The following is a 26,212-nucleotide window of genomic DNA, read 5'->3' on the forward strand; positions in this document are numbered from 1 at the left end:
CGCTGGTGCTGAAGTGTGGTGGGCGGCGATCCTCGACGCATGCGCCCTTCCCACCTGTTCCTCGCCGTCCTCGTCACCGCCGTGTGGGGAGTGAACTTCACCGTCATCGAGATCGGGCTCGGCCACTTCCCGCCGCTGCTCTTCTCCGCCCTGCGCTTCCTGGTGGCGGCGCTGCCCGCGGTGTTCCTCGTGGGACGGCCCAAGGTGGCGTGGAAGTGGATCGTGGGGGTGGGACTGGCGCTGGGGGTGGCCAAGTTCGGGCTGCTGTTCGTCGGCATGGACGCGGGGATGCCGGGCGGACTGTCCTCGCTGGTGCTCCAGATCCAGGCGGTGTTCACCGCCCTGTTCGCCTTCGCGCTCCTCGGCGAACGCCCCTCGCGCGTACGGCTGGTGGGCATGGCGGTGGCGCTGGCCGGGATCGGCGTGGCCGCGGTCGACGAGGGCACCTCCGGGCCGCTGCTCGGCTTCGCCCTGGTCGTCGCGGCGGCGGCCTGCTGGGGCGTCTCCAACATCCTCACCCGCAAGGCGGCACCCCCCGACGCCCTGAACTTCATGATCTGGGTGAGCACGGTGCCGGTACTTCCGCTGCTGGGCCTCTCCCTGCTCCTCGAGGGCCCGTCACGGGACCTCGACGCCCTGCGCGGCCTGGACTGGCAGGGCGCGGGCACGGTGCTCTTCGTCGCCTGGGTCGCCACGGTGTTCGGCTTCGGCGCCTGGGGCTGGCTGCTGCGCCGCCACCCCGCCTCCACGGTCGCGCCCTTCTCCCTGCTGGTCCCGGTCTTCGGCATGTCGTCGGCCGCGCTGTTCCTGGGCGAGCCGGTGACCCCGCTGCGCTGGTGCGCGGCGGCACTGCTGGTGGGCGGGGTGGCGCTGGCCTCGGTGACCTTGCGGCGGCGGCCGGTGGCGGTGCCGGCGGTGAAACCCGTTCACCGGACGGGGGCGCGTACGGAGGACTCCCCGGTCGGCGGGTGAGGGGACCGCCCGTGCGACTCGGTGGTCCGCTCGGTCACGGGGGAGGACCGGCCGGAGGTCCACCACCGGCCGGAACGGAGGGTTTCGGGACACGCCGGGGAGCGGAGCGTTCCTCAGGGGCACGGGGCTGTGACATCCGCGGCTCCGCCGCGTGGGCGCGACCAACCACGACGCACCCGCACCCGCCCCACGACACCACCACCCCGAGCCTTCCAGCCACCCCACCCCCGGAGGGTCAGGGCGCCTCCGGCGCGGGAGCCCTCTCACGCAGCTCCGGCGTACTCACCCCCACGTACACCACCGCGACCACGCACAGGAGCCCGCCCGTCACCAGCGCCGTCACACCGGACGTCGCGCCGGCCACCAGCCCCGCGCGCATGTTGCCGAGGTGCGGGCCGGCCTGCCCGACGATCTGCTCGGCGGCCGTGACCCGGCCCAGCAGGGCGTCGGGCGTACGGGTCTGCACGATCGTGGTGCGGGAGAGCACCGACAGGGCGTCGGCCCCACCGGCCACGACCAGCAGCCCCAGACCGACCCAGGGGCTGCTCATGACGCCGAACGAGGCCAGCGCGGCACCCCACACGCCGGCCCCGCACAGCATCACGAGGCCGGGACGGCCCAGGTGGGTCACCGCCCCGGACAGCGCGGACGCCAGCACGCCGCCGATCGCGATCGCCGACAGGAACAGGCCCAGCGTGCGCGGATCACCGCCGAACCGTTCGTCGTTGATCAGCGGGAACAGGCTGGCCGGCATCGACAGGACGGTGGCGGCGAGGTCGGTGACGAGCGCACCGCGCACCACCCGGTGGCCGGCCAGGAAGCGCAGCCCGTCCAGCACCCCGTGCAGCCCCGCGCGGGACGGCTCGCCCTCGGGTGGCAGCGCGGGCAGACCGAACGCGCCGTAGAAGGACAGCAGGAAGCTCAGCGCGTCGAGCAGATAGCAGACGCCGATGCCGAACCAGCCGAGCAGCAGGCCCCCGAGCGCGGGGCCGAGGAGCATCATCGCCTGACCGGTGACCTGGTAGAGCGCCAGTCCGGAGGCCACCTGCTCCTTGGGCAGCAGCCGGGGGACGAACACACCGGCCGCCGGACCACCGACCGCCGCGCAGGCGGACTGGGCGGCGACCAGGGCGAGCACACCGGCCACCGGCACGTTCCCGGTGAACCCCTGGACCGCCAGCAGCAGTGAGCACAGCGCCTGGCCCACCGTCGCCGCCAGGAAGATCCGGCGCCGGTCCCCCCGGTCCACCCAGGCCCCGGCGAACAGGCCGAAGCAGACCAGCGGCACCGCCTGGGCGAGCCCCACCGCGCCGCTCCAGGCCGCGCTGTGCGTCATCTCCCAGACCTGGTACATGACGGTGACCATGGTCATGAAGCCGCCGAGCGTGGACACCGTCCGCCCGATCAGCAGACGCCGGAAGACCGGCGAGGTACGCAGGGGACGCACGTCGATGAACGTGCGCGACAGGCTCATGAGGGCATGGCGGAGGAGCGGCGGGCGTACTGAGGCATGGAGGGGACGCTAACCGGACGCCGGCCGCCCCGGCCAGTGAATTTCCGCGGCCGGTCAGGCCGACTCGTTCAGCAGCCGGGTCAGGTGCTCCCGGCCGGGGGTGAGCAGGCCGGGCAGCGGGGCGGCGTCGGCGTACCAGCGCTTCTCGTACTCCCAGCAGAGCCAGCCGTCCCAGTCGTGGCGGGAGAGGACCTCCACGCAGTCCGCCAGCGGGAGGACGCCCGCGCCGAGCGGCAACGGCGTCGTGTCGTCGGCGGAGGCGATGTCCTTGACCTGGACGTAGCCGAGGTGCGGGGAGAGGGCCGCGTGGCTCTCGGCGGGCTGTTCGCCGCCGAGCCAGGTGTGCATCACGTCCCACAGGGCGCCCACCTGACGGTGGCCGACCAGGCCGAGGACCCTGATCGCGTCGGCGCCGGTACGGTGCGAGTCGTGGGTCTCCAGCAGGATCCGTACGCCCAGGTCGGCGGCGTACTCGGCGGCCGTGCCCAGCCGGCGGGCGGCCGTCGCGTCCGCCTCCTCGGGGCTCTGCTCGCCGCCGCCGGGGAAGACCCGGACGAAGGGGGCGCCGAGGTCCCGGGCGAGGTCGAGGAGGGCGCGGATCTCGGCGAGGACGGGCTCGTCCTCGCCGGGCGCGGCGACCCGGGCGTACCCGGCGAGGCCCAGGACCTCCACGCCGGCCGCCTTGAACGCGGCGGCCGCGTCGGCGCGTTCGGCGGGGCCGAGCCCCGGATGGACGGGTTCCTCGGGGTGGGCGCGCAGCTCGACACCGTGATAGCCGTGCGTGGTCGCGAGGCCCAGCACGTCGGTGAGGGGCAACCCGGGGACGCCGAGGGTGGAGAACGCCAGCTTCATGAAACCGGACCCTACCCGCGTCGCCCGGACCGACTCCTCTCCCTCACCGTGGTGTCGGCGTCGCGAATCCGCAGGGGTTCGCCGCGACCCTGGGAGACCTTCGGTCGGGTGCGGGTCCGTCGTGGCTTGTCGCGCAGTTCCCCGCGCCCCTGAGGAGGTGCCCGCGCCGGAGTCACGAAGAATCCGGCGAACAGCCCCCACGGACCCGCGCTTGACGACGCACCTTTTCAGGGGCGCGGGGAACTGCGCGAATCCCCCGACGGAGCCGCACCTTTCCAGGGGCGCGGGGAACTGCGCAGAACCCAAACGAACCCGCACCGGCGGTGCAAGACCCCGGACCGAGGTCCGATCAGTCCCGCGGCCCCGCCGTGGACCCCCGCACCATCAACTCCCCCCGCACCGACGCGATCCCCCCGTGCGGCGCCTCCTCCCGCCCCATCGCGATCCGCCCCGCCCGAGCCCCCGCCTCCGCCAGCGGCAACCGCACCGTCGTCAGCGCCGGCACCGCGTCGATGCTGAACGGCAGGTCGTCGAACCCGGCCACCGACACGTCGTCCGGGATCCGCAGCCCCGACTCCCGCAGCGCCGCGCACGCCCCCAGCGCGACGGAGTCGTTCGCGGCGACGACGGCGGTCAACGACGGATCACGGCGCAGGAGTTCGAGCGTCGCCTCGTACCCCGACCGCCGGTCGTACCGGCCGTGGACCGTCCACCGCGGGTCCTCCTCGATGCCGTGCGCGGCCAGCGCGTCCCGGTGTCCCTCCAGCCGGTGACGGGTGGTGGTGCGTTCCCGGGGGCCCGCGATGTACGCCAGCCGCCGGTGCCCCAGCCCGATGAGGTGCTCGGTGAGTTCCCGCCCGCCGCCCCGGTTGTCGAAGGTCAGCGCGATCGCCCCGGTCTCCGGTGCCGGCGGCCGGCCGCACAGCACCACCCGGGTCCCGGCGTCCGCCAGCTTCCGCAGCTTCGCGTCCATGGCCGCCTTGTGCGGCGCGTCCTCGATCGCGCCGCCGGTCAGCACCACCGCCGCCGCCCGCTGCCGCTGGAGCAGCGTGAGATAGGTCAGTTCGCGTTCGGGCGAGCCGCCCGTGTTGCACACGACCGCGAGTCTCTCCCCGCCCGCGCGCCCGCCCGGCCCGCCGATCTCCGCCTGGATCGCGCTCGCCATGAGCCCGAAGAACGGGTCGGCGATGTCGTTCACCAGGATGCCCACCAGGTCGGAGGTGGCGGCGGCCAGGGCGCTCGCGGGGCCGTTGAGGACGTAGTCCAGCTCGTCCACGGCCTTCAGCACCCGTTCACGGGTGGACGCGGCCACGGGATAGTTCCCGTTGAGCACGCGCGACACCGTCGCGGGGGAGACCTGCGCGCGAGCCGCCACGTCCGCCAGGGTCACCGTCATGTCTCGTCCTCCGCCTCGCACGTTCGCCGTACGCCGTCGTACACACCCACACCCACGCCCACACCCGTGGTTCCGACCAGACCCTACGGCCATCCGACCGACTGTTCGCCCCCTCGAACAACTCGGGTTCGCCGTGGTCTTGTCCGCACCGCTGTCCAGAGGCTAGCTTCTACGTACATAGAAAGCGCTTGCTGTCACGCTCACCAGTGGGGCGTACGCGGCGCGCGAACCGCGTACGAAGGGAATGACGTGACACGCAAGACGGTGCGTATCGCCATGAACGGCGTGACCGGGCGCATGGGCTACCGCCAGCACCTCGTCCGCTCCATCCTGGCCCTGCGCGAGCAGGGCGGCCTCGACCTCGGTGACGGCACCGTGCTGTGGCCGGAGCCGGTCCTGGTCGGCCGCCGCGAGCACGCGCTGAGGGCGCTGGCCGAACGGCACGGACTCGAGCACGTCTCGACGGACCTGGACGCCGTCCTCGCCGACGACGACGTCGACATCTACTTCGACGCCCAGGTCACCTCGGCCCGCGAGGAGGCGATCAAGAAGGCGATCGCCGCCGGCAAGCACGTCTACACCGAGAAGCCCACCGCCACCGGCCTCGACGGCGCCCTGGAACTCGCCCGCCTGGCGAACGCGGCCGGTATCAAGCACGGCGTCGTCCAGGACAAGCTCTTCCTCCCCGGCCTGCTCAAGCTGAAGCGCCTCATCGACGGCGGCTTCTTCGGCCGGATCCTCTCCGTGCGCGGCGAGTTCGGCTACTGGGTCTTCGAGGGCGACTGGCAGGAGGCCCAGCGCCCGTCCTGGAACTACCGCAGCGAGGACGGCGGCGGCATCGTCGTCGACATGTTCCCGCACTGGGAGTACGTGCTGCACGAGCTGTTCGGCCGCGTGAGGTCCGTCCAGGCCCTCACCGCCACCCACATCCCGCAGCGCTGGGACGAGAACGGCAAGCCCTACGACGCCACCGCCGACGACGCCGCCTACGGCGTCTTCGAGCTCGAGGGCGGCGCCATCGCCCAGATCAACTCCTCCTGGGCGGTCCGCGTCCACCGCGACGAACTCGTCGAGTTCCAGGTCGACGGCACCGAGGGCTCCGCCGTCGCGGGACTGCGGGGCTGCCGCGTCCAGCACCGCTCCGCCACCCCCAAGCCGGTCTGGAACCCGGACATCCCCGCCACCGAGGTCTTCCGCGACCAGTGGCAGGAGGTCCCGGACAACGGCGCGTTCGACAACGGCTTCAAGGCCCAGTGGGAGCTGTTCCTGCGCCACGTCTACGCCGGCGCCCCCTACCACTGGGACCTGCTGGCCGGCGCCCGCGGTGTCCAGCTCGCCGAGCTGGGCCTGAGGTCCTCGGCCGAGGGCCGCCGCCTCGACGTCCCGGAGATCGCGCTGTGACCCTCCACCTGCCCGACGCGAACGGCACCCTGCGCGCCTACGAGCCCCGCACCGAGCCCCTCGCCGTCACTCCGGGAAGCGCTTTCACCTCCCGTACGGTCTTCTCGGCCGCGCACGTCGTCGCCGACCCGTACGCCGACACCACCCCCGACTCACCGGCCGCCGTCGACTGGGACGCCACCCTCGCCTTCCGCCGCCACCTGTGGTCGCACGGCCTGGGCGTCGCCGAGGCCATGGACACCGCGCAGCGCGGCATGGGCCTGGACTGGGCGGGCGCGGCCGAGCTGATCCGCCGCTCCGCCGCCGAGGCGAAGGCCGTCGGCGGCCGCATCGCCTGCGGCGTGGGAACGGACCAGCTCACCGCCGCCGCCACCCTCGCCGAGGTCCGCGCGGCCTACGAGGAACAGCTCGCGCTCGTCGAGGAGTCCGGCGCGCAGGCCATCCTGATGGCGTCCCGCGCCCTGGCCGCGACGGCGCGGGGCCCGGAGGACTACCTGGAGGTCTACGGCCACCTGCTCCGCCAGGCCGCCGAACCGGTGATCCTGCACTGGCTCGGCCCGATGTTCGACCCGGCCCTCGAGGGGTACTGGGGCTCCTCCGACCTCGACGCGGCCACCGACACCTTCCTGCAGGTCATCGCCGCCCACCCCGACAAGGTCGACGGCATCAAGGTCTCCCTCCTCGACGCCCGGCGCGAGGTCGACCTGCGCCGCCGCCTCCCGCAGGGCGTGCGCTGCTACACCGGCGACGACTTCCACTATCCCGAGCTGATCGCCGGCGACGAACAGGGCTTCAGCCACGCCCTGCTCGGCATCTTCGACCCGCTCGGCCCGCTCGCGGCGGAGGCGGTCCGCGTCCTCGACACCGGGAACACGGAGGGCTTCCGCGCCCTCCTCGACCCCACCGTCGCGCTCTCCCGCCACCTCTTCCAGGCCCCCACCCGCTTCTACAAGACGGGCGTGGTCCTCCTGGCCTGGCTGGCCGGCCACCAGTCCCACTTCACGATGGTCGGCGGCCTGCAGTCGGCACGCTCCCTGCCGCACTTCGCCCGCGCCTACGAACTCGCCGACGGCCTCGGCCTGTTCCCCGACCCCAAGCTCGCCGAGGACCGCATGAGGACCCTGCTGCACCTGTACGGAGTGACCCCGTGACCGCCGACCTCACCCGCTTCAGCATCAACCAGATGACGGTCCGGCAACTCTCGCTGCCGGAACTCGTCGACGCCTGCCGGGACCTGGGCGTCCCGGGCGTCGGCCTGTGGCGCGAACCCGTCCAGGCGTACGGCGTGGAGGCGGCCGCGAAACTGGTCCGCGACGCGGGCCTGACGGTGACGACGCTGTGCCGGGGCGGCTTCCTCACCGCGACCGACCCCGGCGAGCGGGCCGCCGCCCTGGCGGACAACCGCCGCGCCGTCGACGAGGCGGCCACCCTCGGCACCGACACCCTGGTCCTGGTCTCGGGCGGCCTCCCGGCCGGTTCCAAGGACCTGCGCGCCGCCCGCGAGCGCATCGCCGACGCGCTCGCCGAACTCGGCCCCTACGCCGAGGAGCACGGGGTGAGACTGGCCATCGAGCCGCTGCACCCCATGTTCGCCTCCGACCGCTGCGTGGTCTCGACGCTCGCGCAGGCCCTGGACATCGCGGAGCGCTTCCCCGCCCACCAGGTCGGCGTCACGGTCGACACGTACCACATCTGGTGGGACGACCTGGCCCCCGCGCAGATCGCCCGCGCGGGTGCCCAGGGCCGCATCCACACCTTCCAGCTCGCCGACTGGACCACCCCGCTGCCCGAAGGCGTCCTCAACGGCCGCGGTCAGATCGGCGACGGCGCGGTCGACATGCGGGAGTGGAAGGGGTACGTGGAGGCGGCCGGCTACACCGGCCCCATCGAGGTCGAACTCTTCAACGACGCCCTGTGGGCCCGTGACGGCCGCGAGGTCCTCGCCGAGACGGCGGCACGGTTCGTGGAACACGCGGGATGAGGTTCCCCGCGCACCGAGGCGCGGGCCGCTGAGGCGCGGGGCACGGAGGCGCGGGGCACGGAGGCGCGGGGCACGGAGGCGCGGGACACGGGAAAAACTCTGGGGAGAGGTCTTCCCGTGCCCTGCCGTCCCGCGCGGAGCGCAAGCCGTGCGGTGCCGGACCGGACGCCGACGTTCGCCGGCACCGCACGCTGCTTCCCCCCTGCTCCCCGCTGGTGCACAGCCCCCACTGTGCACGGGCACCAGCATGCGCCCATCGAACAGGTGAATCCTTGACCATCCGTGCAGGTTTCTTGTCGATTCCGGCAGGACGGAACACGGAACCAGGACGGAACACGGAACCAGGACGGAACCCGGAACCAGGACGGAACACTTCCCCCTATGGGCCCGCGTGGTGATGGCGGTGGTCCGTCGGCGTCATGCCGTACGCACGCCGGAAGACGCGGCTGAAGGTGGCCGCGTCGGTGAAGCCCCACCGCGCGGCGATCGCGTGGACGGAGCGGCCCCGCAGCCGGGGGTCGGCCAGGTCACGGCGGCACCGCTCCAGACGGCGGTGGCGGATCCAGGCCGCCGGGGTCTCGCCCTCCGCCGCGAACAGCTGGTGCAGATGCCGCACCGAGATGCCGTGGGCCGCCGCGACGGTCGCCGGGGACAGCGACGGATCGCCCAGGTTCCGGTCGATGAAGTCCCGGATCCGGGTGCGCAGGGCGCGCCGGCGGGACTCCGGCGGCAGCGCGTCCTCCAGGTCCACGCAGCCGCCCAGCACGGAGGCGAGCAGATCGGTGGTCACCGAGGCCAGCACCGGCACGTCCGCGTCGGTGAACTCGTCGGCCCGCCGGGTGACGTCGACGATCCAGCGGTGCAGCGACCCGCCCATGCCGTGGTCCAGCCGCACCGGCACCGCCAGCAGGCGGCGCAGCGCGCGCGGGGGCAGCGGCAGCCGGGCCCGGGGCATGCTGACGATCACCGTCGTGGACCGCTGCGACGTGCGGTTGATCCGGGCGTCGTAGGGGAGGCTGCTGTCGGCCATGATGAGGTGGCCCGCCTCGAACGCCGCCTCCGTGCCGTCCTGCGCCAGACCGCCGTCGCCGGCGAGCTGACAGTCGATCTGGAGGACCTCGGGGTCGAAGCGCCGGATGGAGCGCGGTGTGCGCACGGTGTCCAGGTGCGGCATGTCCAGCTCGGCGATCTGCACGTCCCCCAGCGGCAGCACCCGCATCGTGGCCCGGAAGTCGTCGCTGCGCTCACTGCGCAGCACATTGGGCACATGCGTCTGGGTGGACACGTCCTGCCACAGATCCCACCGCTCGGCGGGCGGCACCACCTCGGTCCGGAACTCCTGCACCAGCATCGCCACACGCCCCCACCGCGTACCGGACGACCGCATCCTGCCCAGGAGGACATCGTAGGCAACCGGAACCGGAAAAATTCCGCGGAGATCACGCAACCGTCCCCGCACCCCGCGGGTCCTACTCGGCGTCAGGACTTCCGGGAGGGGACCCGGGGGGACTTGAGGGGTCCTGACGGGGAGGGACGAGGGGGCCCGGTCGACGGACCGGGCCCCCTCGAAGTGCGTACGCGTCCCGTACCGGGCGTCGCTAGAAGAACACCCCGCAGCGCAGCAGCACGTTCGCGTACGGCCGTGCCTCGCCGGTGCGGACGACGAGCCGCGCGTCCGCGCTCAGCTCCTTGAGCCGCTCGTGCGGGACCAGGCCGAGGCCGGGGAGGCGGTCCGACAGGAGCCGGGCCGCCGCCGGGTTGGCCTCCCGCACCTCGGACGCGGCCGTGGCGCCCTCGACGACCAGTTCCTCCAGCAGCCCCTCCAGCACCTCCGCGAACGACGGCACCCCCGCGCGGAACGCCAGGTCCACCACGCGCGGCCCGCCGGGGATCGGCATCCCGGCGTCGCACACCAGCACCCCGTCGCCGTGCCCGAGCTCGGCCAGGGCGCCGGCGAGGTGCCGGTTCAGGATTCCGTGCTTCTTCACCGGGCGCCGCCTTCCCGATCCGCCCCGGACGCGCTGTCCGGCCCCCGGCCGGGACCGGCACAACCCACCGCCGCGACCTCCGCCGCCGTCGGGAAGGACACCTGCGCGCCCTCCTTGGTGACCGTCGCCGCCCCCACCCGGGCCGCGTACGCCGCCGCCCCGGCGAGCGGCTCGCCCGCGCCGAGGCGCCAGGCCAGCGCGGCGGTGAACGCGTCCCCCGCCCCGGTGGTGTCCACGGCGCGCACCTCGACGGACGGCACCCGGGCCACCCCGTCGGCGGAGGCCACCAGCGCCCCCTCGCCGCCCAGCGTCACCACCACCGACCGCGGGCCCCTCGCCAGCAGCAGCCGCGCCCACTCCTCGGGCTTGTCACCCGCCCCGGCGTCGTCGCCCAGGATCACCTTCGCCTCGTGCTCGTTGACGATCAGCGGGTCGCAGGCCGCCAGCACCTCCGCCGGGAGCGGGCGCGGCGGGGACGGGTTCAGCACGAACCGGCTGCCCGGCACCAGGCTCCGCACCACCTCCACCACCGTCTCCAGCGGGATCTCCAACTGCGCGGAGATCACCCGGGAGGCGTGGAACAGGCTCCCGGCCGCCCGCACGTCCGCCGGTGTCAGCCGGCCGTTGGCGCCCGGCGAGACGACGATGCTGTTGTCCCCCGACGGGTCCACCGTGATCAGCGCGACCCCGGTGGGCGCCCCGCCCACCAGCACGCCCACCGTGTCCACCCCGGCCGCCCGCTGCGAGTCCAGCAGCAGCCGCCCGTGCCCGTCGTCGCCGACCCGCGCAAGCAGGGCCGTACGGGCACCGAGCCGGGCGGCCGCGACCGCCTGGTTCGCGCCCTTGCCGCCCGGGTGGACGGCCAGGTCGGAACCGAGCACCGTCTCCCCGGCGCCGGGCCGGCGCTCGACCCCGATCACCAGGTCGGCGTTGGCCGATCCGACGACCAGGAGGTCGTAGTCGTACATGAAATCGCTCCCCGATCCCGGCGTCAGCCCTCGAAGCCGGCCACGTTGTCCTGGGTGACCACCTTCACCGGCACCTTCACCGTGTTCTCCACCTTCTTCTCCTCGGCGGCCCGCAGCGCGTTCCGTACCGCGATCCTGCCGAGTTCCGACGGCTGCTGCGCGACGGACGCGTACAACGTGCCGGCCTCGACCGCCTTCAGCCCGTCCGGCGTACCGTCGAACCCGACGACCTGGACCGACTTCCCGGCCTTCGCGCCGAGCGCCTTGATCGCGCCGAGCGCCATCTCGTCGTTCTCGGCGAAGACACCGTCGATGTCGGGGTGCGCCTGGAGCAGGTTCGTCATCACGTCCAGGCCCTTGGTGCGGTCGAAGTCCGCGGGCTGCTCGGCGACGACCTTGATGCCCGGGTAGTCCTTCAGTCCTTCGGCGAAGCCCGCGCCGCGCTCGCGGCTGGCGGAGGTGCCGGCCTGCCCCTGGAGGATGACGATGGTGCCCTTGCCGCCGAGCTTCTCGGCGAGCGCCTTCGCGCCCAGCGCGCCGCCCTCGACGTTGTCGGAGGCGACCAGCGCGGCCGTGTCCGCGTCGTTGACCCCGCGGTCCACGGCGACGACCGGGATGCCGGCCTTGTTCGCGCCGCGCACGGCGGGAGCGGCGGCGTCGGAGTCCACCGGGTTGACGACGACCGCGGAGAGCGAGCCGCTGGTGAAGTTCTGCAGCTGGTTGGCCTGCTGGGAGGCGTCGTTCTGCGCGTCCGTGACCGTCAGGTCCACGCCCAGCTTCTTCGCCTCCTCCTCGGCGCCGGCGCGGATCTGCACGAAGAACGGGTTGTTGAGCGTCGACAGCGACAGACCGATCCTCTGCGTCTTCCCGGCGGACGACCCGTTGTGCAGCAGCGAGGTCGCGCCGACGACCGCGACGGCGACGACCGCCGCGATGACGTACGTCAGTGCCTGCCTGCCCTTGTTCCCGCCTCCGGACGCCCCGGCGGCCGGGGTGGTCGCGCCCGCCTTGCGGCGCAGCGTGTCGAAGAGGACGGCCAGCGCGATGACGACACCGATGACGACCTGCTGCCAGAACGCGGAGACGGACAGCAGGTTGAGCCCGTTGCGCAGCACCGCGAGGATCAGCGCGCCGATCAGCGTGCCCGACGCCTTGCCGGTGCCGCCCGCGAGGGAGGCGCCGCCGATGACGACGGCGGCGATCGCGTCCAGCTCGTAGCCCTGCGCGGCCTGCGGCTGCGCGGAGGCCAGCCGGGAGGCGAGCACGATGCCCGCGGCGGCGGCGAACAGCCCGGAGAAGGCGTAGATGGCGAGCTTCTGCCGCTTCACCCGCAGGCCGGACAGGCGCGCGGCCTCCTCGTTGCCGCCGATGGCGTACATGGAGCGGCCGATGTACGTCCGGCCGAGCACGAAGGCGGTGAGCAGCCCCATGACGACCATCACGAGCACCGGCACCGGCAGCCAGCCGCCCAGCGTGTCACCCAGGTGGGAGACCGAGTCCGGGAAGGCGATCGGCGAGCCCTGCGAGATGACGAGCGACAGACCGCGCCCCACCGACAGCATGGCGAGCGTCGCGATGAACGGCGGCAGCTTCCCGTACGAGATGAGGAAGCCGTTCACCAGACCGCAGGCGATGCCCGTCGCGACGGCGAGGAGGACGGCCAGGGGGACCGGGATCCCGGCCTCGGTCGCGCTCCACGCCAGCACGGTCGCGGACAGCGCGGCGACCGAGCCGACCGACAGGTCGATGCCCGCCGAGACGATCACGAAGGTGACGCCGAAGGCGAGGATCGCGGTCACGGCGGCCTGGACGCCGACGTTGAGGAGGTTGTCGGCGGTCAGGAAGTCCCCGGACAGCGCCGACATGGCGATGACGAGGACGATCAGCGCGGTCAGCGCGCCGTTGTCGAGGAGCAGGCGGCGCAGGCCGGCCGTGGCGCCGCCCTGCGCGCCCTTGAGCGTGTCAGTGGCCACGGGAGGCCTCCGTTCCGTTGCTGTGGGGAGTGGTGGTGCTGACGGCGAGGGCCATCACGGCGTCCTGGGTGGCCTCGTCGGCGGGGAGTTCGCCCGCGACGCGCCCCTGCGCCATGACGACCACCCGGTCGCTCATGCCGAGCACCTCCGGCAGATCGCTGGAGATCATGAGCACGGCGGCACCGGCGGCCGTCAGTTCGTTGATCAGCTGGTAGATCTCGACCTTCGCGCCGACGTCGATGCCGCGCGTCGGCTCGTCGAGGATGAGCACCTTGGTGTTCGCCAGCAGCCACTTGCCGATGACGACCTTCTGCTGGTTGCCGCCGGAGAGCGTCCGCACGTGCTGGCCGAGCCCGGCCATCCGCACGCCGAGCTGCCCGGCGATCCGCTCGGCGGCCTCGTGCTGCCCCTTGAGGTCGACGAGCCCCGCGCGGGTGGCGGACCGGAGGGTGACCAGGCCGAGGTTCTCCTCGACGGAGGCGTCGAGGACGAGCCCTTGACCCTTGCGGTCCTCGGGCACCAGCCCGATCCCGGCCGCCATGGCGGCGTTCACGTCGTGCCGGCGCAGCGGCGCCCCCGCGACGTGCACGGTCCCGGCGTCGTACGGGTCGGCCCCGAACACCGCCCGGACCACCTCCGTCCGCCCGGCCCCGACGAGCCCCGCGATGCCGACGACCTCACCGGCCCGCACCTCGAAGCTCACGTCGTGGAAGACGCCGTCCCGGGTGAGCCCCTCCACCTTCAGCAGCGCGTCACCGGCCTCGGCGCGCTCGCGCGGGTACTGCTGTTCGATCGACCGCCCGATCATGAGCCGTACGAGTTCGTCCTCGGGCGTGGCGGCGGGCACCTGCCCGACGCTGCGGCCGTCCCGGATCACGGTGACCCGGTCGCCGAGGGCGGCGATCTCCTCCAGATGGTGGGTGATGAACACGATCCCGACGCCGTCCTCGCGCAGCCGCCGCACGATCGCGAACAGCTTCTCGACCTCCTCGGAGGTCAGCACGGCGGTCGGCTCGTCCATGATGAGCACCCGCGCGTCCAGGCTGAGCGCCTTGGCGATCTCGACCATCTGGAGCCGCGCGATACCGAGCTCACGCACGCGGGCCCGGGGGGACACGTCGACCCCGACGCGCTTCAGCAGCACCTCGGCGTCGGCGTCCATCCTCTTGCGGTCGATCATCCCGAGGCGGCGCGGCTGCCGCCCGAGGAAGATGTTCTCGGCGACCGTCAGATCGGGGACCAGGTTGAACTCCTGGTAGATGGTGGCGATCCCGAGCCGCTCGGAGTCCTGCGCACCGTGGATGCGCACCTCCTCGCCGCCGACCGTGATCCGGCCGGCGTCGGGCGTGTAGGCACCGGAGAGCATCTTGATCAGCGTGCTCTTGCCGGCGCCGTTCTCACCGAGGAGCACGTGCACCTCTCCCCGGCGCAGGTCGAAGTCGACGCTGTCGAGCGCGACCACGCCCGGGAAGGTCTTGCGGATGCCCTCGATGCGCAGCAACTCGTCCGGGCTGCTCACGACGTACTCCTTCGTACGGGGGACTGTGGTGCGGGGGACTGCGGGGGCGCCGGCTCACCGCACGAGCGGCGTACGACGAGCCGGGCGGGGAGGGTGACGGACGCGCCGGGTCTCCCCTCGATCCGGTCGACGAGCGCGCGCACGGCGGCCCGCCCCAGCGCGCCGGTCGGCTGGGCGATCGCGGTGACCGGCGGATCGGTGTGCACGAACCAGGGGATGTCGTCGAACGCGGCCAGCGCGATGTCGTCGGGCACCCGCAGCCCGCGCGCCCGTACGGCGTCCAGCGCGCCGAGCGCCATCAGGTTGTCGGCGGCGAACACGACCTCGGGCGGCTCGGGCAGGCCGAGGAAGCCCTCGGTGACCCGGCGCCCGCTGTCGGCCTGGAAGTCGCCCTGGCCGATGTAGGCGTCGGGAAGGGGGAGCCCGTACGCGCCGAGCGCCTCCCGGAAGGCGTCCACGCGCTCGCGGCCGGTGGTCGTGGCGGCGGGCCCGGCGATGATCGCGAGCCGCCGGTGCCCGAGCCCGTACAGGTGCGCGACCAGGTCCCGTACGGCGCCCCGCCCGTCCGACCTGACGACGGGCACGTCCACACCGGGGATCCACCGGTCGACGAAGACCATGGGCGTGCCCGCACGGGCGGCGGCCAGCATGCCAGGCGACCCGCCGTCGGTGGGGGAGACGAGCAGCCCGTCGATACGGCGGTCCAGCAGCGTCGTCACGTGGTGGTCCTGGAGATCGGGCCGCTCGTCGGCGTTGCCGATGATCACGCTGTACCCGAGCGCGCGGGCCTCCTCCTCGACGGAGCGGGCCAGCTCGGTGAAGTACGGGTTCATCACGTCGCTGATGACCAGCCCGAGGGTGCGGGTCTGGTCGGTGCGCAGGGAGCGGGCGACGGCGTTCGGGCGGTAGCCCAGCGCCTCGACGGCGGCCGTCACCCGCCGGCGCGCGTCCTCGCTGACCGACGGGTGGTCGTTCAGCACCCGCGACACCGTGGCGACGGACAGTCCCGCCTCGGCGGCGACGTCCTTGATGCTCGCCATCGCCGTTCCACCTCCTTGTGGAATCGATTACACGGAGGATTGGAAACGATTACACGGGCGGCTGGCAAGAGGGTGCGGGGTGTCCGAAACTCAATCGTGACCGGGACGGGCGAGTGGGTGCGCGCATGGCGTGACGGACCGGCGGCGTAATGGCGTGCGGGATGAGGGGCGACGACGCGGCCGACGGGATCCCCGGGGTCCGTCCCGAGTGGCGGGAGGCCGGTCGTGGTGGTGGAGTGGATCACGGGGAGCATGGCGTTCCGGCCGGCGGGAGCCCGCGTGCGGAGGGAAGGGAGACACGCTGTGGAACCGCTGATCGCGCTGGTGGTGGGATTCACGGGGGCCCGTCTCGCAGGGCTGATCGGTGTGGACGCTCTCGACGGGTGGCAGCCCGCCTTGAGGGCCGGGCTGGTGACGATGTTCCTGCTCACCTCGCTCGCGCACTTCGTACCCCGGCTGCGGTCCGAACTCATCGGCATGGTGCCGCCGTGGATGCCCCGTGCGGACCTGCTGGTGACCGTCACCGGTCTGCTCGAAGTGGCCGGGATGGTCGGCCTGCTGATTCCGGCGACCGCTCGCTGGGCGGCCGGTGGGCTCATCCTGCTGATGATCGCGATGTTCCCGGCGAACGTCTCGGCCGCCCGCAGGGGCGTGGCCCAGGGAGACCCGCTCGGCCGGCGCACTCTGCTGCAGCTCGTCTTCATCGCCGCTGCGGCGGCCACACTGGTCCGAACCCAGCAGACACACCGGCCCGCCGCGCGTGGCCTCACTGTCTTCACGCCCTGAGCGCGGCTTCGGGGATCGAGGAACACGTCCCGCACGCCACGGAGGCGGCCCCGGCGTGCTGGACTCCTGCCCGGCGGCCTCTTGTGTGCCCGGGGAACGCCCCGCCCTGTCACACCCCACGGGTACCGTCGGATCATGCCCAACCAGTCCGCAGCCGCCGCCCCCGGTGAACGCCGGCTCGCCACCCTCGAAGGTGTGCTGGAGCGCATCACGTACGCCAACGAGGAGAACGGCTACACGGTCGCCCGCGTCGACACCGGCAGGGGCGCCGGTGACCTGCTCACCGTCGTCGGCGCGCTGCTCGGCGCTCAGGTGGGGGAGTCCCTGCGGATGGAGGGGCGCTGGGGATCGCATCCCCAGTACGGCAAGCAGTTCCACGTCGAGAACTACACGACCGTGCTGCCCGCCACCGTGCAGGGCATCCGGCGTTACCTCGGCTCCGGCCTCGTCAAGGGCATCGGGCCGGTCTTCGCCGACCGCATCACGCAGCACTTCGGCGTCGACACCCTCACCGTCATCGAGGAGGAGCCCAAGCGCCTCATCGAGGTCCCCGGGCTCGGGCCCAAGCGGACCAAGAAGATCGCCGACGCCTGGGAGGAGCAGAAGGCGATCAAGGAGGTCATGCTCTTCCTCCAGACCGTGGAGGTGTCCACCTCCATCGCCGTGCGCATCTACAAGAAGTACGGCGACGCCTCGATCTCCGTGGTGAAGAACCAGCCGTACCGGCTCGCCGCCGACGTCTGGGGCATCGGCTTCCTCACCGCCGACAAGATCGCCCAGTCCGTCGGCATCCCGCACGACAGCCCCGACCGGGTGAAGGCCGGCCTGCAGTACGCCCTCTCGCAGGCCACCGACCAGGGGCACTGCTACCTCCCCGAGGAGAAGCTGATCGCCGACGCGGTGAAGCTGCTCCAGGTGGACACCGGCCTGGTCATCGAGTGCCTCGCCGAACTCGCCGCCGAGCCGGAGGAGGACGGCGAGGACCCCGGCGTCGTACGGGAGAAAGTGCCCGCCCCCGACGGCGGCGACCCCGTCACCGCCGTCTACCTCGTCCCCTTCCACCGTGCAGAGCTGGCCCTGGCCGCCCAGTTGCAGCGCCTGCTCCGCACCGATGAGGACCGGATGCCGGCCTTCCGGGACGTGGCCTGGGACAAGGCGCTCGGCTGGCTGAAGGACCGTACCGGCACCGACCTCGCCCCCGAGCAGGAGGCCGCCGTCAAGCTGGCGCTGAGCGAGAAGGTCGCCGTCCTCACCGGCGGGCCCGGCTGCGGCAAGTCCTTCACCGTCCGGTCCATCGTGGAGCTGGCCCGCGCCAAGAAGGCCAAGGTGGTCCTCGCCGCCCCGACCGGCCGCGCCGCCAAGCGGCTCGCCGAGCTGACCGGGGCCGAGGCCTCCACCGTCCACCGCCTCCTCGAGCTCAAGCCCGGCGGCGACGCCGCCTACGACCGGGACCGCCCGCTCGACGCCGACCTGGTGGTGGTCGACGAGGCGTCCATGCTGGACCTCCTCCTCGCGAACAAGCTGGTCAAGGCGGTGCCCCCGGGCGCTCACCTGCTCTTCGTCGGCGACGTCGACCAGCTGCCCAGCGTCGGCGCGGGGGAGGTCCTGCGCGACCTCCTGGCCGACGGCGGCCCCGTCCCCGCCGTCCGGCTCACCCGCGTCTTCCGCCAGGCCCAGCAGTCCGGCGTGGTGACCAACGCCCACCGGATCAACGCCGGGCAGCACCCCGTCACCGACGGCATGAAGGACTTCTTCCTCTTCGTCGAGGACGACACCGAGGAGGCGGGCCGGCTCACCGTCGACGTGGCCGCCCGGCGCATCCCGGCCAAGTTCGGCCTCGACCCCCGCCGGGACGTGCAGGTCCTCGCACCCATGCACCGGGGCCCGGCCGGCGCGGGCACGCTCAACGGGCTGCTCCAGCAGGCCATCACCCCCGGCCGCCCCGACCTCGCCGAGAAGCGGTTCGGCGGCCGGGTCTTCCGCGTCGGCGACAAGGTCACCCAGATCCGCAACAATTACGAGAAGGGGGAGAACGGCGTCTTCAACGGCACCGTGGGCGTGGTCACCGCCCTCGACCCGGTCGACCAGCGCCTGACGGTGCTGACCGACGAGGACGAGGAGGTGGGCTACGACTTCGACGAGCTGGACGAGCTGGCGCACGCCTACGCCGTGACCATCCACCGTTCCCAGGGCAGCGAGTACCCGGCGGTCGTCATCCCGGTGACCACGGGCGCCTGGATGATGCTCCAGCGCAACCTGCTGTACACGGCGGTCACCCGGGCCAAGCGGCTGGTCGTCCTCGTCGGCTCCCGCAAGGCGATCGGGCAGGCGGTGCGCACGGTCTCGGCGGGCCGCCGGTGCACGGCGCTGGACTTCCGCCTCGCCGGTTCCCGCCTCTCACACCCCTGAGCCGTCCCCGTGAGCGGCCCGTCACCAAAAAATGATCGATCAAATGAGTCACGAAGGTCACAGAGCACTTCCGGATGGGGGACACAGGGGGCAGGATGGGCAAGTTGACGGCACTCAGTGCCGCCAATAGGCCCGATGGTCGACCCCGAGTGCACTCTCCTGCGCCGAGTGGGGGATGGTGGAGACAGTCAGGGCACCTCGAAGATGAGGCACTAGGTCGGTGAGGGAAGACGTGAGCGACAACTCTGTAGTACTGCGGTACGACGGCAGCGAGTACACCTACCCGGTGATCGACAGCACCGTCGGCGACAAGGGCTTCGACATCGGGAAGCTCCGCGCACAGACCGGTCTGGTGACACTGGACAGCGGCTACGGCAACACCGCCGCCTATAAATCCGCCATCACCTACCTGGACGGCGAGGCCGGCATCCTCCGGTACCGCGGCTACCCGATCGAGCAGCTGGCCGAGCGCTCCACCTTCCTGGAGGTCGCCTACCTGCTGATCAACGGCGAGCTGCCGACCGTCGACGAACTGTCCGCGTTCAAGGGCGAGATCACGCAGCACACCCTGCTGCACGAGGACGTCAAGAACTTCTACAAGGGCTTCCCGCGCGACGCCCACCCGATGGCCATGCTGTCGTCGGTCGTCTCCGCGCTGTCGACGTTCTACCAGGACAGCCACAACCCGTTCGACGAGCAGCAGCGCAACCTCTCCACGATCCGGCTGCTCGCCAAGCTCCCGACGATCGCGGCGTACGCGTACAAGAAGTCGGTCGGTCACCCGTTCGTCTACCCGCGCAACGACCTCGGCTACGTCGAGAACTTCCTGCGCATGACGTTCTCGGTCCCGGCGCAGGAGTACGAGCTCGACCCGACGGTCGTCGCCGCCCTGGACAAGCTGCTGATCCTGCACGCGGACCACGAGCAGAACTGTTCGACCTCCACGGTCCGCCTGGTCGGCTCCTCGCAGGCGAACATGTTCGCCTCGATCTCCGCGGGCATCAACGCGCTGTGGGGCCCGCTGCACGGCGGTGCCAACCAGTCGGTGCTGGAGATGCTGGAGGGCATCCGCGACGCCGGCGGCGACGTCGACTCCTTCATCCGCAAGGTGAAGAACAAGGAGGACGGCGTCCGCCTGATGGGCTTCGGCCACCGGGTCTACAAGAACTTCGACCCGCGCGCCAAGATCATCAAGGCCGCCGCGCACGATGTGCTGTCCGCCCTCGGCAAGTCCGACGAGCTGCTGGACATCGCGCTGAAGCTGGAGGAGCACGCGCTCTCCGACGACTACTTCGTCTCGCGCAGCCTCTACCCGAACGTCGACTTCTACACCGGCCTGATCTACCGGGCCATGGGCTTCCCGACCGAGATGTTCACGGTCCTGTTCGCCCTCGGCCGCCTTCCGGGCTGGATCGCCCAGTGGCACGAGATGATCAAGGAGCCGGGTTCCCGCATCGGCCGCCCGCGCCAGATCTACACGGGCGTCGTCGAGCGCGACTTCGTCCCGGTCGAGGAGCGCTGACACCTGCCGGTGGGGCGCGCGACGCGCCTGCCGGCTCGTCGCTGAAGGAGCGTGGGCGACCGCGGGCCGGCCTGCGGGCCGCTCGCGCCCACGCGGCGGAGCCGCATGTAGGTACAGCCCCGCGCCCCCGAGGGTGTCGTACGCCCGCGCACGGCCTCACCGTCTGAAGGCGCGTCGCGCACCCGCGCACGGCCTCACGGTCTGAAGGTGCGTTGCGCGCCCGCCCGCGGCCTCACGGCCTGAAGGCGCGTCGCGCACCTGCCCGCGGCCCTGGGCGGGTCGCACCGTCCGCGTGCGGCCCGCGGGCCCTTCGGGTGTGTTGCCCGGCCACACGCGAGCCCGCACTCCTGTGAGTGTGTCGCACGGCAGCGAAGAAGAAGGCGCCCCGGTCGACGGTCCCCCCACGGGCCGCCGAACCGGGGCGCCTTCCCATGTCCCGGTGCGGATTCCCCCCACGGGATCCGGCCGGGCGTCTATGAGGACAGCGCCTGAATCGCTGTGCGAGCACGGACGGACCTGAACCCGTCGTCCTCGTCGATGTGCGGTCTGCCGGGACAGCGCACGTGTCGGGAGGGCCGCTCAAAGCTCCCCGCTGGTACGTGCCCCGGCAACGCAATCTCCGGAGAAAGTCCCCCAAGACATTCCCCAGATGTCAGACGACGCCCCCCAAGACGCTGCCTGACATCGTCAACTTAGACCTTCGAACCCCTTCGATGGTTACGTTCAGATCACTGTGATCTGCGTCTCTTGCATATCCCCCAAAGGTGCGCAAGAGCCCGCAAACCTCTCACGGGACTCAAGCGTAAGGATGATGCGCGAGCCTTGTGAAGAGCTTATGGGAGGCTCGTACCGGACGACAGGGGTACACCCCAACTTGAGACCTCAATGAAACGCTCGCAGGCGCAGGCTGTTCGTCACCACGAAGACCGAGGAGAACGCCATCGCCGCACCCGCGATCATCGGGTTCAGCAGGCCGGCCGCGGCCAGCGGCAGCGCGGCCACGTTGTAGCCGAAGGCCCACACCAGATTGCCCTTGATCGTGCCGAGTGTCCTGCGGGACAGCCGTATCGCGTCCGCCGCCACCCGCAGGTCGCCGCGGACCAGGGTCAGGTCGCCCGCCTCGATCGCCGCGTCCGTGCCGGTGCCCAGGGCGAGACCCAGGTCGGCGACGGCCAGCGCGGCCGCGTCGTTGACGCCGTCGCCGACCATGGCGACGCTGTGCCCCTCGTCCCGCAGCCGCCGTACGACGTCGGCCTTGTCCTCGGGCAGCACCTCGGCGATCACCCGGTCGATGCCCACGCTCCGCGCCACCGCCTCGGCGACGGTCCTGTTGTCACCGGTCAGCAGCACCGGCGTGAGCCCCAGGGCGCGCAGCTCGCGCACCGCCTCGGCACTGGTCTCCTTCACGGCGTCGGCGACCGCGAGGACGCCGCGGGCCGCCCCGTCCCAGCCGGCCACGACGGCCGTACGCCCGTCCCGCTCGGCCTCGTCCTTCGCCCGCGCCAGCTCCGGGGGCAGCTCCCCGAAGAGCTCGGAGAGCCGCCCCACGGCCACCTCGTGGCCCTCCACGCGCCCGCGCACGCCCCGGCCGGGGACGTTCTCGAAGTGCTCGGCGCGGGGCAGCGCGCCGACGCGGTCCTCGGCGCCCGCGGCGACCGCCCGCGCGACGGGGTGCTCGGAGGCGTGCTCCAGGGCGCCCGCGAGCCGCAGCAGCAGCCGCTCGTCGGTGCCCTCGGCGACGTGCACCTCCTGGAGGGTCATGCGGCCGGTGGTGACGGTGCCGGTCTTGTCGAGGACGACGGTGTCGACGCGGTGGGTGGACTCCAGGACCTCGGGGCCCTTGATGAGGATGCCGAGCTGGGCGCCGCGTCCGGTGCCGACCATCAGCGCGGTCGGGGTCGCGAGCCCGAGGGCGCAGGGGCAGGCGATGATCAGGACGGCGACGGCGGCGGTGAACGCGGCGACGGTGTCGCCGGTGGCGCCCAGCCACACCCCGAAGGTCCCGACGGCGATCAGCAGCACCACGGGGACGAAGACCCCGGAGATCCGGTCGGCGAGGCGCTGGACCCGGGCCTTGCCGTTCTGCGCCTCCTCCACCAGCCGCGCCATCCGCGCGAGCCGTGTGTCGGCGCCGATCCGGGTCGCCTCGACGACGAGCCGTCCGCCCGCGTTGACCGTGGCGCCGGTGACGGTGTCGCCGGTGGTGACGTCCACGGGGACGGACTCGCCGGTCAGCATGGACGCGTCCACGGCGGAGGAGCCCTCGAGCACCATGCCGTCGGTGGCGATCTTCTCCCCGGGCCGTACGACGAACCGGTCGCCCACGGCCAGCCGCTCCGCCGGGATCCGCACCTCGCGTCCCCCGCGCAGTACGGTCACGTCCTTGGCGCCCAGCTCCATCAGCGCCCGCAGGGCCGCTCCCGCGCGGCGCTTGGAGCGGGCCTCGAGGTAGCGGCCGAGCAGGATGAAGGCGGTGACGCCGGCGGCGACCTCCAGGTAGATCGTGGAGGCGCCGTCGGTGCGCGAGACGGTGAGCTCGAAGGGGTGCCGCATGCCGGGCATGCCCGCGTCACCGAGGAACAGCGCCCACAGGGACCAGCCGAACGCGGCGAGCGTGCCGACGGAGACCAGCGTGTCCATGGTGGCCGCGCCGTGCCGGAGGTTGGTCCAGGCGGCCCGGTGGAAGGGGGCGGCGCCCCAGATCACGACGGGCGCGGCAAGGGTGAGCGAGAGCCACTGCCAGTTGTCGAACTGCAGGGGCGGGATCATCGCCAGGAGGACGACGGGGAGGGCGAGGAGCGCGGAGACGGTCAGGCGCCGGCGCAGGCCGGCCAGTTCGGGGTCGGCCTCCCCGGGGGCGGGCGCCCCGTCCTGCGGGGGCCGCGGGGGCGCGGGTTCCTCGGCGGTGTAGCCGGTCCGTACCACCGTGGCGATCAGGTCGGCGACCTCGGTGTCCGGCGGGCAGGTGATCCGGGCCTTCTCCGTCGCGTAGTTCACCGTGGCGGTGACGCCGTCCATGCGGTTGAGCTTCTTCTCGACGCGGGCCGCGCAGGAGGCGCAGGTCATCCCGCCGATGAGCAGCTCGACCTCCGTGAGGGCCGACTGTCCGGCGGCCGCTTCCTCGGGGGCGGTGGTGCTGGTCATGTCCGTACTCCAGGGACGTCCGGGGCCCCGGGGACGTCCGGGGCTCCGATGGCGGTGGCGTGCCGGGCCGCGGGGAACGGGTGGCCGCCGCGGCCCGGTTCACGTCGTGCGGGGGCGGGGCTCCCGGTTCAGGCCCGGCCGGCCAGCTCGAAGCCGGCCTCGTCGACGGCGGCGCGGACGGCCTCCTCGTCGAGCGGGGCGGCGGAGACGACGGTCACCTCGCCGGAGGAGGCGACCGCCTGTACCGAGCTGACGCCGGCGATCTGGGAGATCTCGCCGGAGACGGCGCCCTCGCAGTGCCCGCAGCTCATCCCGCTCACCTTGTAGACGGTGGTGACGGAGCCCTGGGTGTCGGTCTGGGAGGTCATGTCGTTACTCCTCGTCGAGGCGTGTGGGGGCGGTGTGGCCTTGGCCATGACTTCAGGCTATACCCCTAGGGGGTATGAATCCAAGTCTGACGGCCGGGGTGGCGCCAGGCGGACCGAGGGCCCCGTGACGGACCGAGGCATCCGCGACGGACCGGGGACCCTCGCTACAGGCGGGAACCGGGGGATACCGTTCCGCCGGAAGTGACGATCACCGAAGGGCGGGACCGGTCATGCGGGCGGTGGTGTTCGAGCGGTACGGGGAACCGGCCGAGGTGCGGGAGGTCGCGGACCCGGAGCCGGCGGAGCACGGGGTGGTGGTCCGCGTCGAGGCCACCGGCCTGTGCCGCAGCGACTGGCACGGCTGGCAGGGCCACGACCCGGACATCGTCCTGCCGCACGTCCCCGGCCACGAACTCGCCGGAACGGTCGAGGCCGTCGGCGCCCGGGTCACCGGCCGGCGCGCCGGGGACCGGGTCACCGTCCCCTTCGTCTGCGCCTGCGGTTCCTGCCCCGCCTGCGCGGCCGGCGACCAGCAGGTCTGCGAGCGCCAGACCCAGCCCGGCTTCACGCACTGGGGCTCCTTCGCCCAGTACGTGGCGCTGGACCACGCCGACGTCAACCTCGTCGCCGTCCCCGACGGGATGTCCTTCGCGACGGCCGCCTCGCTCGGCTGCCGTTTCGCCACGGCCTACCGGGCGGTGGTGCAGCGGGGCCGGGTGGCGGCGGGGGAGTGGGTGGCCGTGCACGGCTGCGGCGGGGTGGGGCTGTCGGCGGTGATGATCGCCGCGGCGGCCGGTGCGCGCGTCGTCGCCGTCGACGTGTCACCGGGGGCCCTCGCCCTGGCACGGCGGTTCGGCGCGGCGGAGTGCGTGGACGCGGCGGCCGTACCGGACCCCGCCGAGGCGGTCCGCGACCTCACCGGCGGCGGCGCCCACCTCTCCCTGGACGCCCTCGGCGCACCCGCCACCTGCGCCGCCTCGGTCGACGGCCTGCGCCGCCGGGGCCGCCACGTCCAGGTCGGCCTGCTGCCCTCACCGACGGGCACCACGCCCGTCCCCATGGCCCGGGCCATCGCCCTCGAACTCGAACTCCTCGGCAGCCACGGCATGGCCGCGCACGCCTATCCCCCGATGCTGGAACTGGTCCGGGCCGGCGTGCTCCGCCCCGATCTGCTGGTGACCTCCACCATCGCCCTGGACGCCGCCCCGTCCGCCCTCGCGGCCATGGGCGGGGCGGCGGCGGGGGCGGGCGTGACCGTCATCGAACCCTGGAGCTGACCGGGACCCGCCCGGAGGGGCGACGGGAGGTCAGCCGCCCCCGCGGCCCCGGTTGCCCGGGCGGGAGGCGACCCACGCCCGGACGGTGTCGGCGTACCAGTAGGGCTTGCCCGCCTCCACGTGGTCGGGCGGGGGCAGCAGCCCGTGCTTGCGGTAGGAGCGGACGGTGTCCGGCTGCACCTTGATGTGGGCCGCGATGTCCTTGTAGGACCACAGCGATCGGTCGGTCATGGTGGCACCTCCCCGCGCGCACCGCGGCGACGGCCGGGGGCGGCCGTCAGGGGGAGCCGGGCGCGTGCTGGTGATCAGGTATGCGTTGTGCCCGGTGAACGAGGCCCGTCGGCGGCAGGGCAGGGTTTGTGCGCCGGATGTGACGGAAGACCCACGCACGTGTGACGCCCGTGACCGAACGGAAGCGTCTGTGACAGGGATGCCACACGGACGCGCGTCGGTCCGTCGGCGGGGCGCGTTGACTTCCCCCGTGGACACGGGTCCGGGCGGATCCTCACCAAAGTTTCGTCCGAATGTCCGGACAAAACATTGACAGGGCTTCACGTCCGGGGCTAGAACCGGGGAGAACCACACAGACGTGGAGCCGTACGAAGGGGACGCGATGACGTACGACGTGATCGCCGTGGAGCGGATCGGAGTGGACCCCCACCCGCCCCGGACGGGCGCACCGCTGCCGCGGGTCACGCCCTTCGGCGAGCTCCCCGGAGGCCCGGCGACCGACTCGGCGACCGGCGCCGCGATCGCCGCAGCGACCGGCGTCGCGATCGCCTCCGCCCGCCCGGAGCGCTCCCCCTCGACGCCCACCCCCGACGAGACCGACGAGACCGACGCGGCGCTCGCCGCGGGAGCCGTCACATGACAGAGCCGTACGTCCCCCGGGGCGCCACCACCGGCACCCCGGCACCGATCGCCTCCGGCGCGGAAGGCCGCATCGCTTTGGCAGGAGCGAAGAGCGAGCGACGACTCCCCGCCCGCCGCGGCCCCGCGCCGGAGGTCCCGTCGAAGTGTCATGTGTCCACTCGGGAACCCGAACGGCCGACACTGTGTCGGGCCCGCCCCGGGCCCCGCGGCTGGTGGGATGTACGCGTGGC

The 26,212-nt window shown here is 72.7% G+C and carries 21 protein-coding genes; 9 read left to right on the plus strand and 12 right to left on the minus strand.

Annotated features, from left to right (window positions below; translation table 11 throughout):
- The first annotated feature begins 39 nt into the window (after positions 1 to 39).
- The gene (locus ACH5AO_RS04135; protein WP_398921556.1) at positions 40 to 972 is read left to right on the plus strand and encodes an EamA family transporter; all 933 of its coding nucleotides are present in this window, start codon (positions 40 to 42) and stop codon (positions 970 to 972) included.
- Positions 973 to 1,207: 235 nt separating this feature from the next.
- On the opposite strand, the gene ACH5AO_RS04140 is transcribed toward ACH5AO_RS04135, so the two are convergent.
- The 3 genes from ACH5AO_RS04140 to ACH5AO_RS04150 form a co-directional block, all read right to left on the minus strand.
- A complete protein-coding gene (locus ACH5AO_RS04140) occupies positions 1,208 to 2,446 on the minus strand; it encodes an MFS transporter (RefSeq protein ID WP_398921557.1) in 1,239 nt (412 codons plus the stop codon).
- A 93-nt stretch (positions 2,447 to 2,539) separates the two neighbouring features.
- On the minus strand, positions 2,540 to 3,337 hold the full coding sequence (locus ACH5AO_RS04145; protein WP_398921559.1) for a sugar phosphate isomerase/epimerase family protein: 798 nt from the start codon (positions 3,335 to 3,337) through the stop codon (positions 2,540 to 2,542).
- A 349-nt stretch (positions 3,338 to 3,686) separates the two neighbouring features.
- Complete coding sequence (locus tag ACH5AO_RS04150) at positions 3,687 to 4,733, minus strand: LacI family DNA-binding transcriptional regulator (RefSeq protein ID WP_398921561.1); 1,047 nt, start codon at positions 4,731 to 4,733, stop codon at positions 3,687 to 3,689.
- Positions 4,734 to 4,982: 249 nt separating this feature from the next.
- Here ACH5AO_RS04150 and ACH5AO_RS04155 point away from each other — a divergent pair, with 249 nt between their 5' ends.
- From ACH5AO_RS04155 to ACH5AO_RS04165, 3 genes are read left to right on the plus strand one after another with little or no spacing between them, the layout of a single operon-like run.
- Positions 4,983 to 6,134, plus strand: coding sequence for a Gfo/Idh/MocA family protein (locus tag ACH5AO_RS04155; protein ID WP_398921563.1), 1,152 nt, complete (start codon positions 4,983 to 4,985; stop codon positions 6,132 to 6,134).
- Positions 6,131 to 7,285 carry a dihydrodipicolinate synthase family protein gene (locus tag ACH5AO_RS04160; protein WP_398921565.1) on the plus strand — a complete coding sequence of 385 codons (1,155 nt, stop codon included), beginning with the start codon at positions 6,131 to 6,133 and terminating at the stop codon, positions 7,283 to 7,285. The genes ACH5AO_RS04155 and ACH5AO_RS04160 overlap by 4 nt, the downstream gene beginning before the upstream one ends.
- A 32-nt stretch (positions 7,286 to 7,317) precedes the next feature.
- The gene (locus ACH5AO_RS04165; RefSeq protein ID WP_398921996.1) at positions 7,318 to 8,115 is read left to right on the plus strand and encodes a sugar phosphate isomerase/epimerase family protein; all 798 of its coding nucleotides are present in this window, start codon (positions 7,318 to 7,320) and stop codon (positions 8,113 to 8,115) included.
- 379 nt (positions 8,116 to 8,494) lie between these two features.
- On the opposite strand, the gene ACH5AO_RS04170 is transcribed toward ACH5AO_RS04165, so the two are convergent.
- The 6 genes from ACH5AO_RS04170 to ACH5AO_RS04195 all read right to left on the minus strand — a co-directional run bounded on the left by ACH5AO_RS04170 (position 8,495) and on the right by ACH5AO_RS04195 (position 15,603).
- On the minus strand, positions 8,495 to 9,466 hold the full coding sequence (locus ACH5AO_RS04170) for a helix-turn-helix domain-containing protein (RefSeq protein WP_398921998.1): 972 nt from the start codon (positions 9,464 to 9,466) through the stop codon (positions 8,495 to 8,497).
- Between the two features lie 247 nt (positions 9,467 to 9,713).
- Entirely contained in the window at positions 9,714 to 10,103 is a 390-nt protein-coding gene (rbsD, locus tag ACH5AO_RS04175) for a D-ribose pyranase (RefSeq protein WP_398921567.1), read from the minus strand.
- A complete protein-coding gene (locus ACH5AO_RS04180) occupies positions 10,100 to 11,071 on the minus strand; it encodes a ribokinase (RefSeq protein WP_398921569.1) in 972 nt (323 codons plus the stop codon). Before ACH5AO_RS04180 ends, rbsD begins: the two co-directional genes overlap by 4 nt.
- A gap of 23 nt (positions 11,072 to 11,094) precedes the next feature.
- On the minus strand, positions 11,095 to 13,044 hold the full coding sequence (locus tag ACH5AO_RS04185) for a substrate-binding domain-containing protein (RefSeq protein WP_398921571.1): 1,950 nt from the start codon (positions 13,042 to 13,044) through the stop codon (positions 11,095 to 11,097).
- A complete protein-coding gene (locus tag ACH5AO_RS04190; RefSeq protein ID WP_398921573.1) occupies positions 13,034 to 14,563 on the minus strand; it encodes a sugar ABC transporter ATP-binding protein in 1,530 nt (509 codons plus the stop codon). The genes ACH5AO_RS04185 and ACH5AO_RS04190 overlap by 11 nt, the downstream gene beginning before the upstream one ends.
- Entirely contained in the window at positions 14,560 to 15,603 is a 1,044-nt protein-coding gene (locus tag ACH5AO_RS04195) for a LacI family DNA-binding transcriptional regulator (protein WP_398921575.1), read from the minus strand. The genes ACH5AO_RS04190 and ACH5AO_RS04195 overlap by 4 nt, the downstream gene beginning before the upstream one ends.
- Before the next feature lie 303 nt (positions 15,604 to 15,906).
- Here ACH5AO_RS04195 and ACH5AO_RS04200 point away from each other — a divergent pair, with 303 nt between their 5' ends.
- The 3 genes from ACH5AO_RS04200 to ACH5AO_RS04210 all read left to right on the plus strand — a co-directional run bounded on the left by ACH5AO_RS04200 (position 15,907) and on the right by ACH5AO_RS04210 (position 20,320).
- Positions 15,907 to 16,389 carry a hypothetical protein gene (locus tag ACH5AO_RS04200; RefSeq protein WP_398921577.1) on the plus strand — a complete coding sequence of 161 codons (483 nt, stop codon included), beginning with the start codon at positions 15,907 to 15,909 and terminating at the stop codon, positions 16,387 to 16,389.
- A 135-nt stretch (positions 16,390 to 16,524) separates the two neighbouring features.
- A complete protein-coding gene (locus ACH5AO_RS04205; protein ID WP_398921579.1) occupies positions 16,525 to 18,798 on the plus strand; it encodes an ATP-dependent RecD-like DNA helicase in 2,274 nt (757 codons plus the stop codon).
- 232 nt (positions 18,799 to 19,030) lie between these two features.
- Positions 19,031 to 20,320: a citrate synthase gene (locus tag ACH5AO_RS04210; protein WP_351996261.1), complete on the plus strand. Its 1,290-nt coding sequence runs from the start codon at positions 19,031 to 19,033 to the stop codon at positions 20,318 to 20,320.
- 882 nt (positions 20,321 to 21,202) lie between these two features.
- Here ACH5AO_RS04210 and ACH5AO_RS04215 read toward each other — a convergent pair.
- Together ACH5AO_RS04215 and ACH5AO_RS04220 are read right to left on the minus strand one after the other, a co-directional pair.
- Entirely contained in the window at positions 21,203 to 23,464 is a 2,262-nt protein-coding gene (locus ACH5AO_RS04215; RefSeq protein WP_398921581.1) for a heavy metal translocating P-type ATPase, read from the minus strand.
- A 128-nt stretch (positions 23,465 to 23,592) separates the two neighbouring features.
- Positions 23,593 to 23,832, minus strand: a complete 240-nt coding sequence (locus tag ACH5AO_RS04220) for a heavy-metal-associated domain-containing protein (protein WP_398921583.1) — start codon at positions 23,830 to 23,832, stop codon at positions 23,593 to 23,595.
- A gap of 230 nt (positions 23,833 to 24,062) precedes the next feature.
- Here ACH5AO_RS04220 and ACH5AO_RS04225 point away from each other — a divergent pair, with 230 nt between their 5' ends.
- A complete protein-coding gene (locus ACH5AO_RS04225) occupies positions 24,063 to 25,109 on the plus strand; it encodes a zinc-dependent alcohol dehydrogenase family protein (protein ID WP_398921585.1) in 1,047 nt (348 codons plus the stop codon).
- Positions 25,110 to 25,139: 30 nt separating this feature from the next.
- Here ACH5AO_RS04225 and ACH5AO_RS04230 read toward each other — a convergent pair whose 3' ends face one another.
- Positions 25,140 to 25,340, minus strand: coding sequence for a MerR family transcriptional regulator (locus ACH5AO_RS04230; protein ID WP_344563407.1), 201 nt, complete (start codon positions 25,338 to 25,340; stop codon positions 25,140 to 25,142).
- A 382-nt stretch (positions 25,341 to 25,722) separates the two neighbouring features.
- On the opposite strand from ACH5AO_RS04230, the gene ACH5AO_RS04235 reads away from it, so the two are divergent.
- Positions 25,723 to 25,980 carry a hypothetical protein gene (locus ACH5AO_RS04235; RefSeq protein WP_398921587.1) on the plus strand — a complete coding sequence of 86 codons (258 nt, stop codon included), beginning with the start codon at positions 25,723 to 25,725 and terminating at the stop codon, positions 25,978 to 25,980.
- Positions 25,981 to 26,212: the final 232 nt, after the last annotated feature.

Origin of the sequence: Streptomyces sp. NPDC018964 (assembly GCF_044390325.1) — a bacterium.
Lineage (GTDB): Bacteria > Actinomycetota > Actinomycetes > Streptomycetales > Streptomycetaceae > Streptomyces.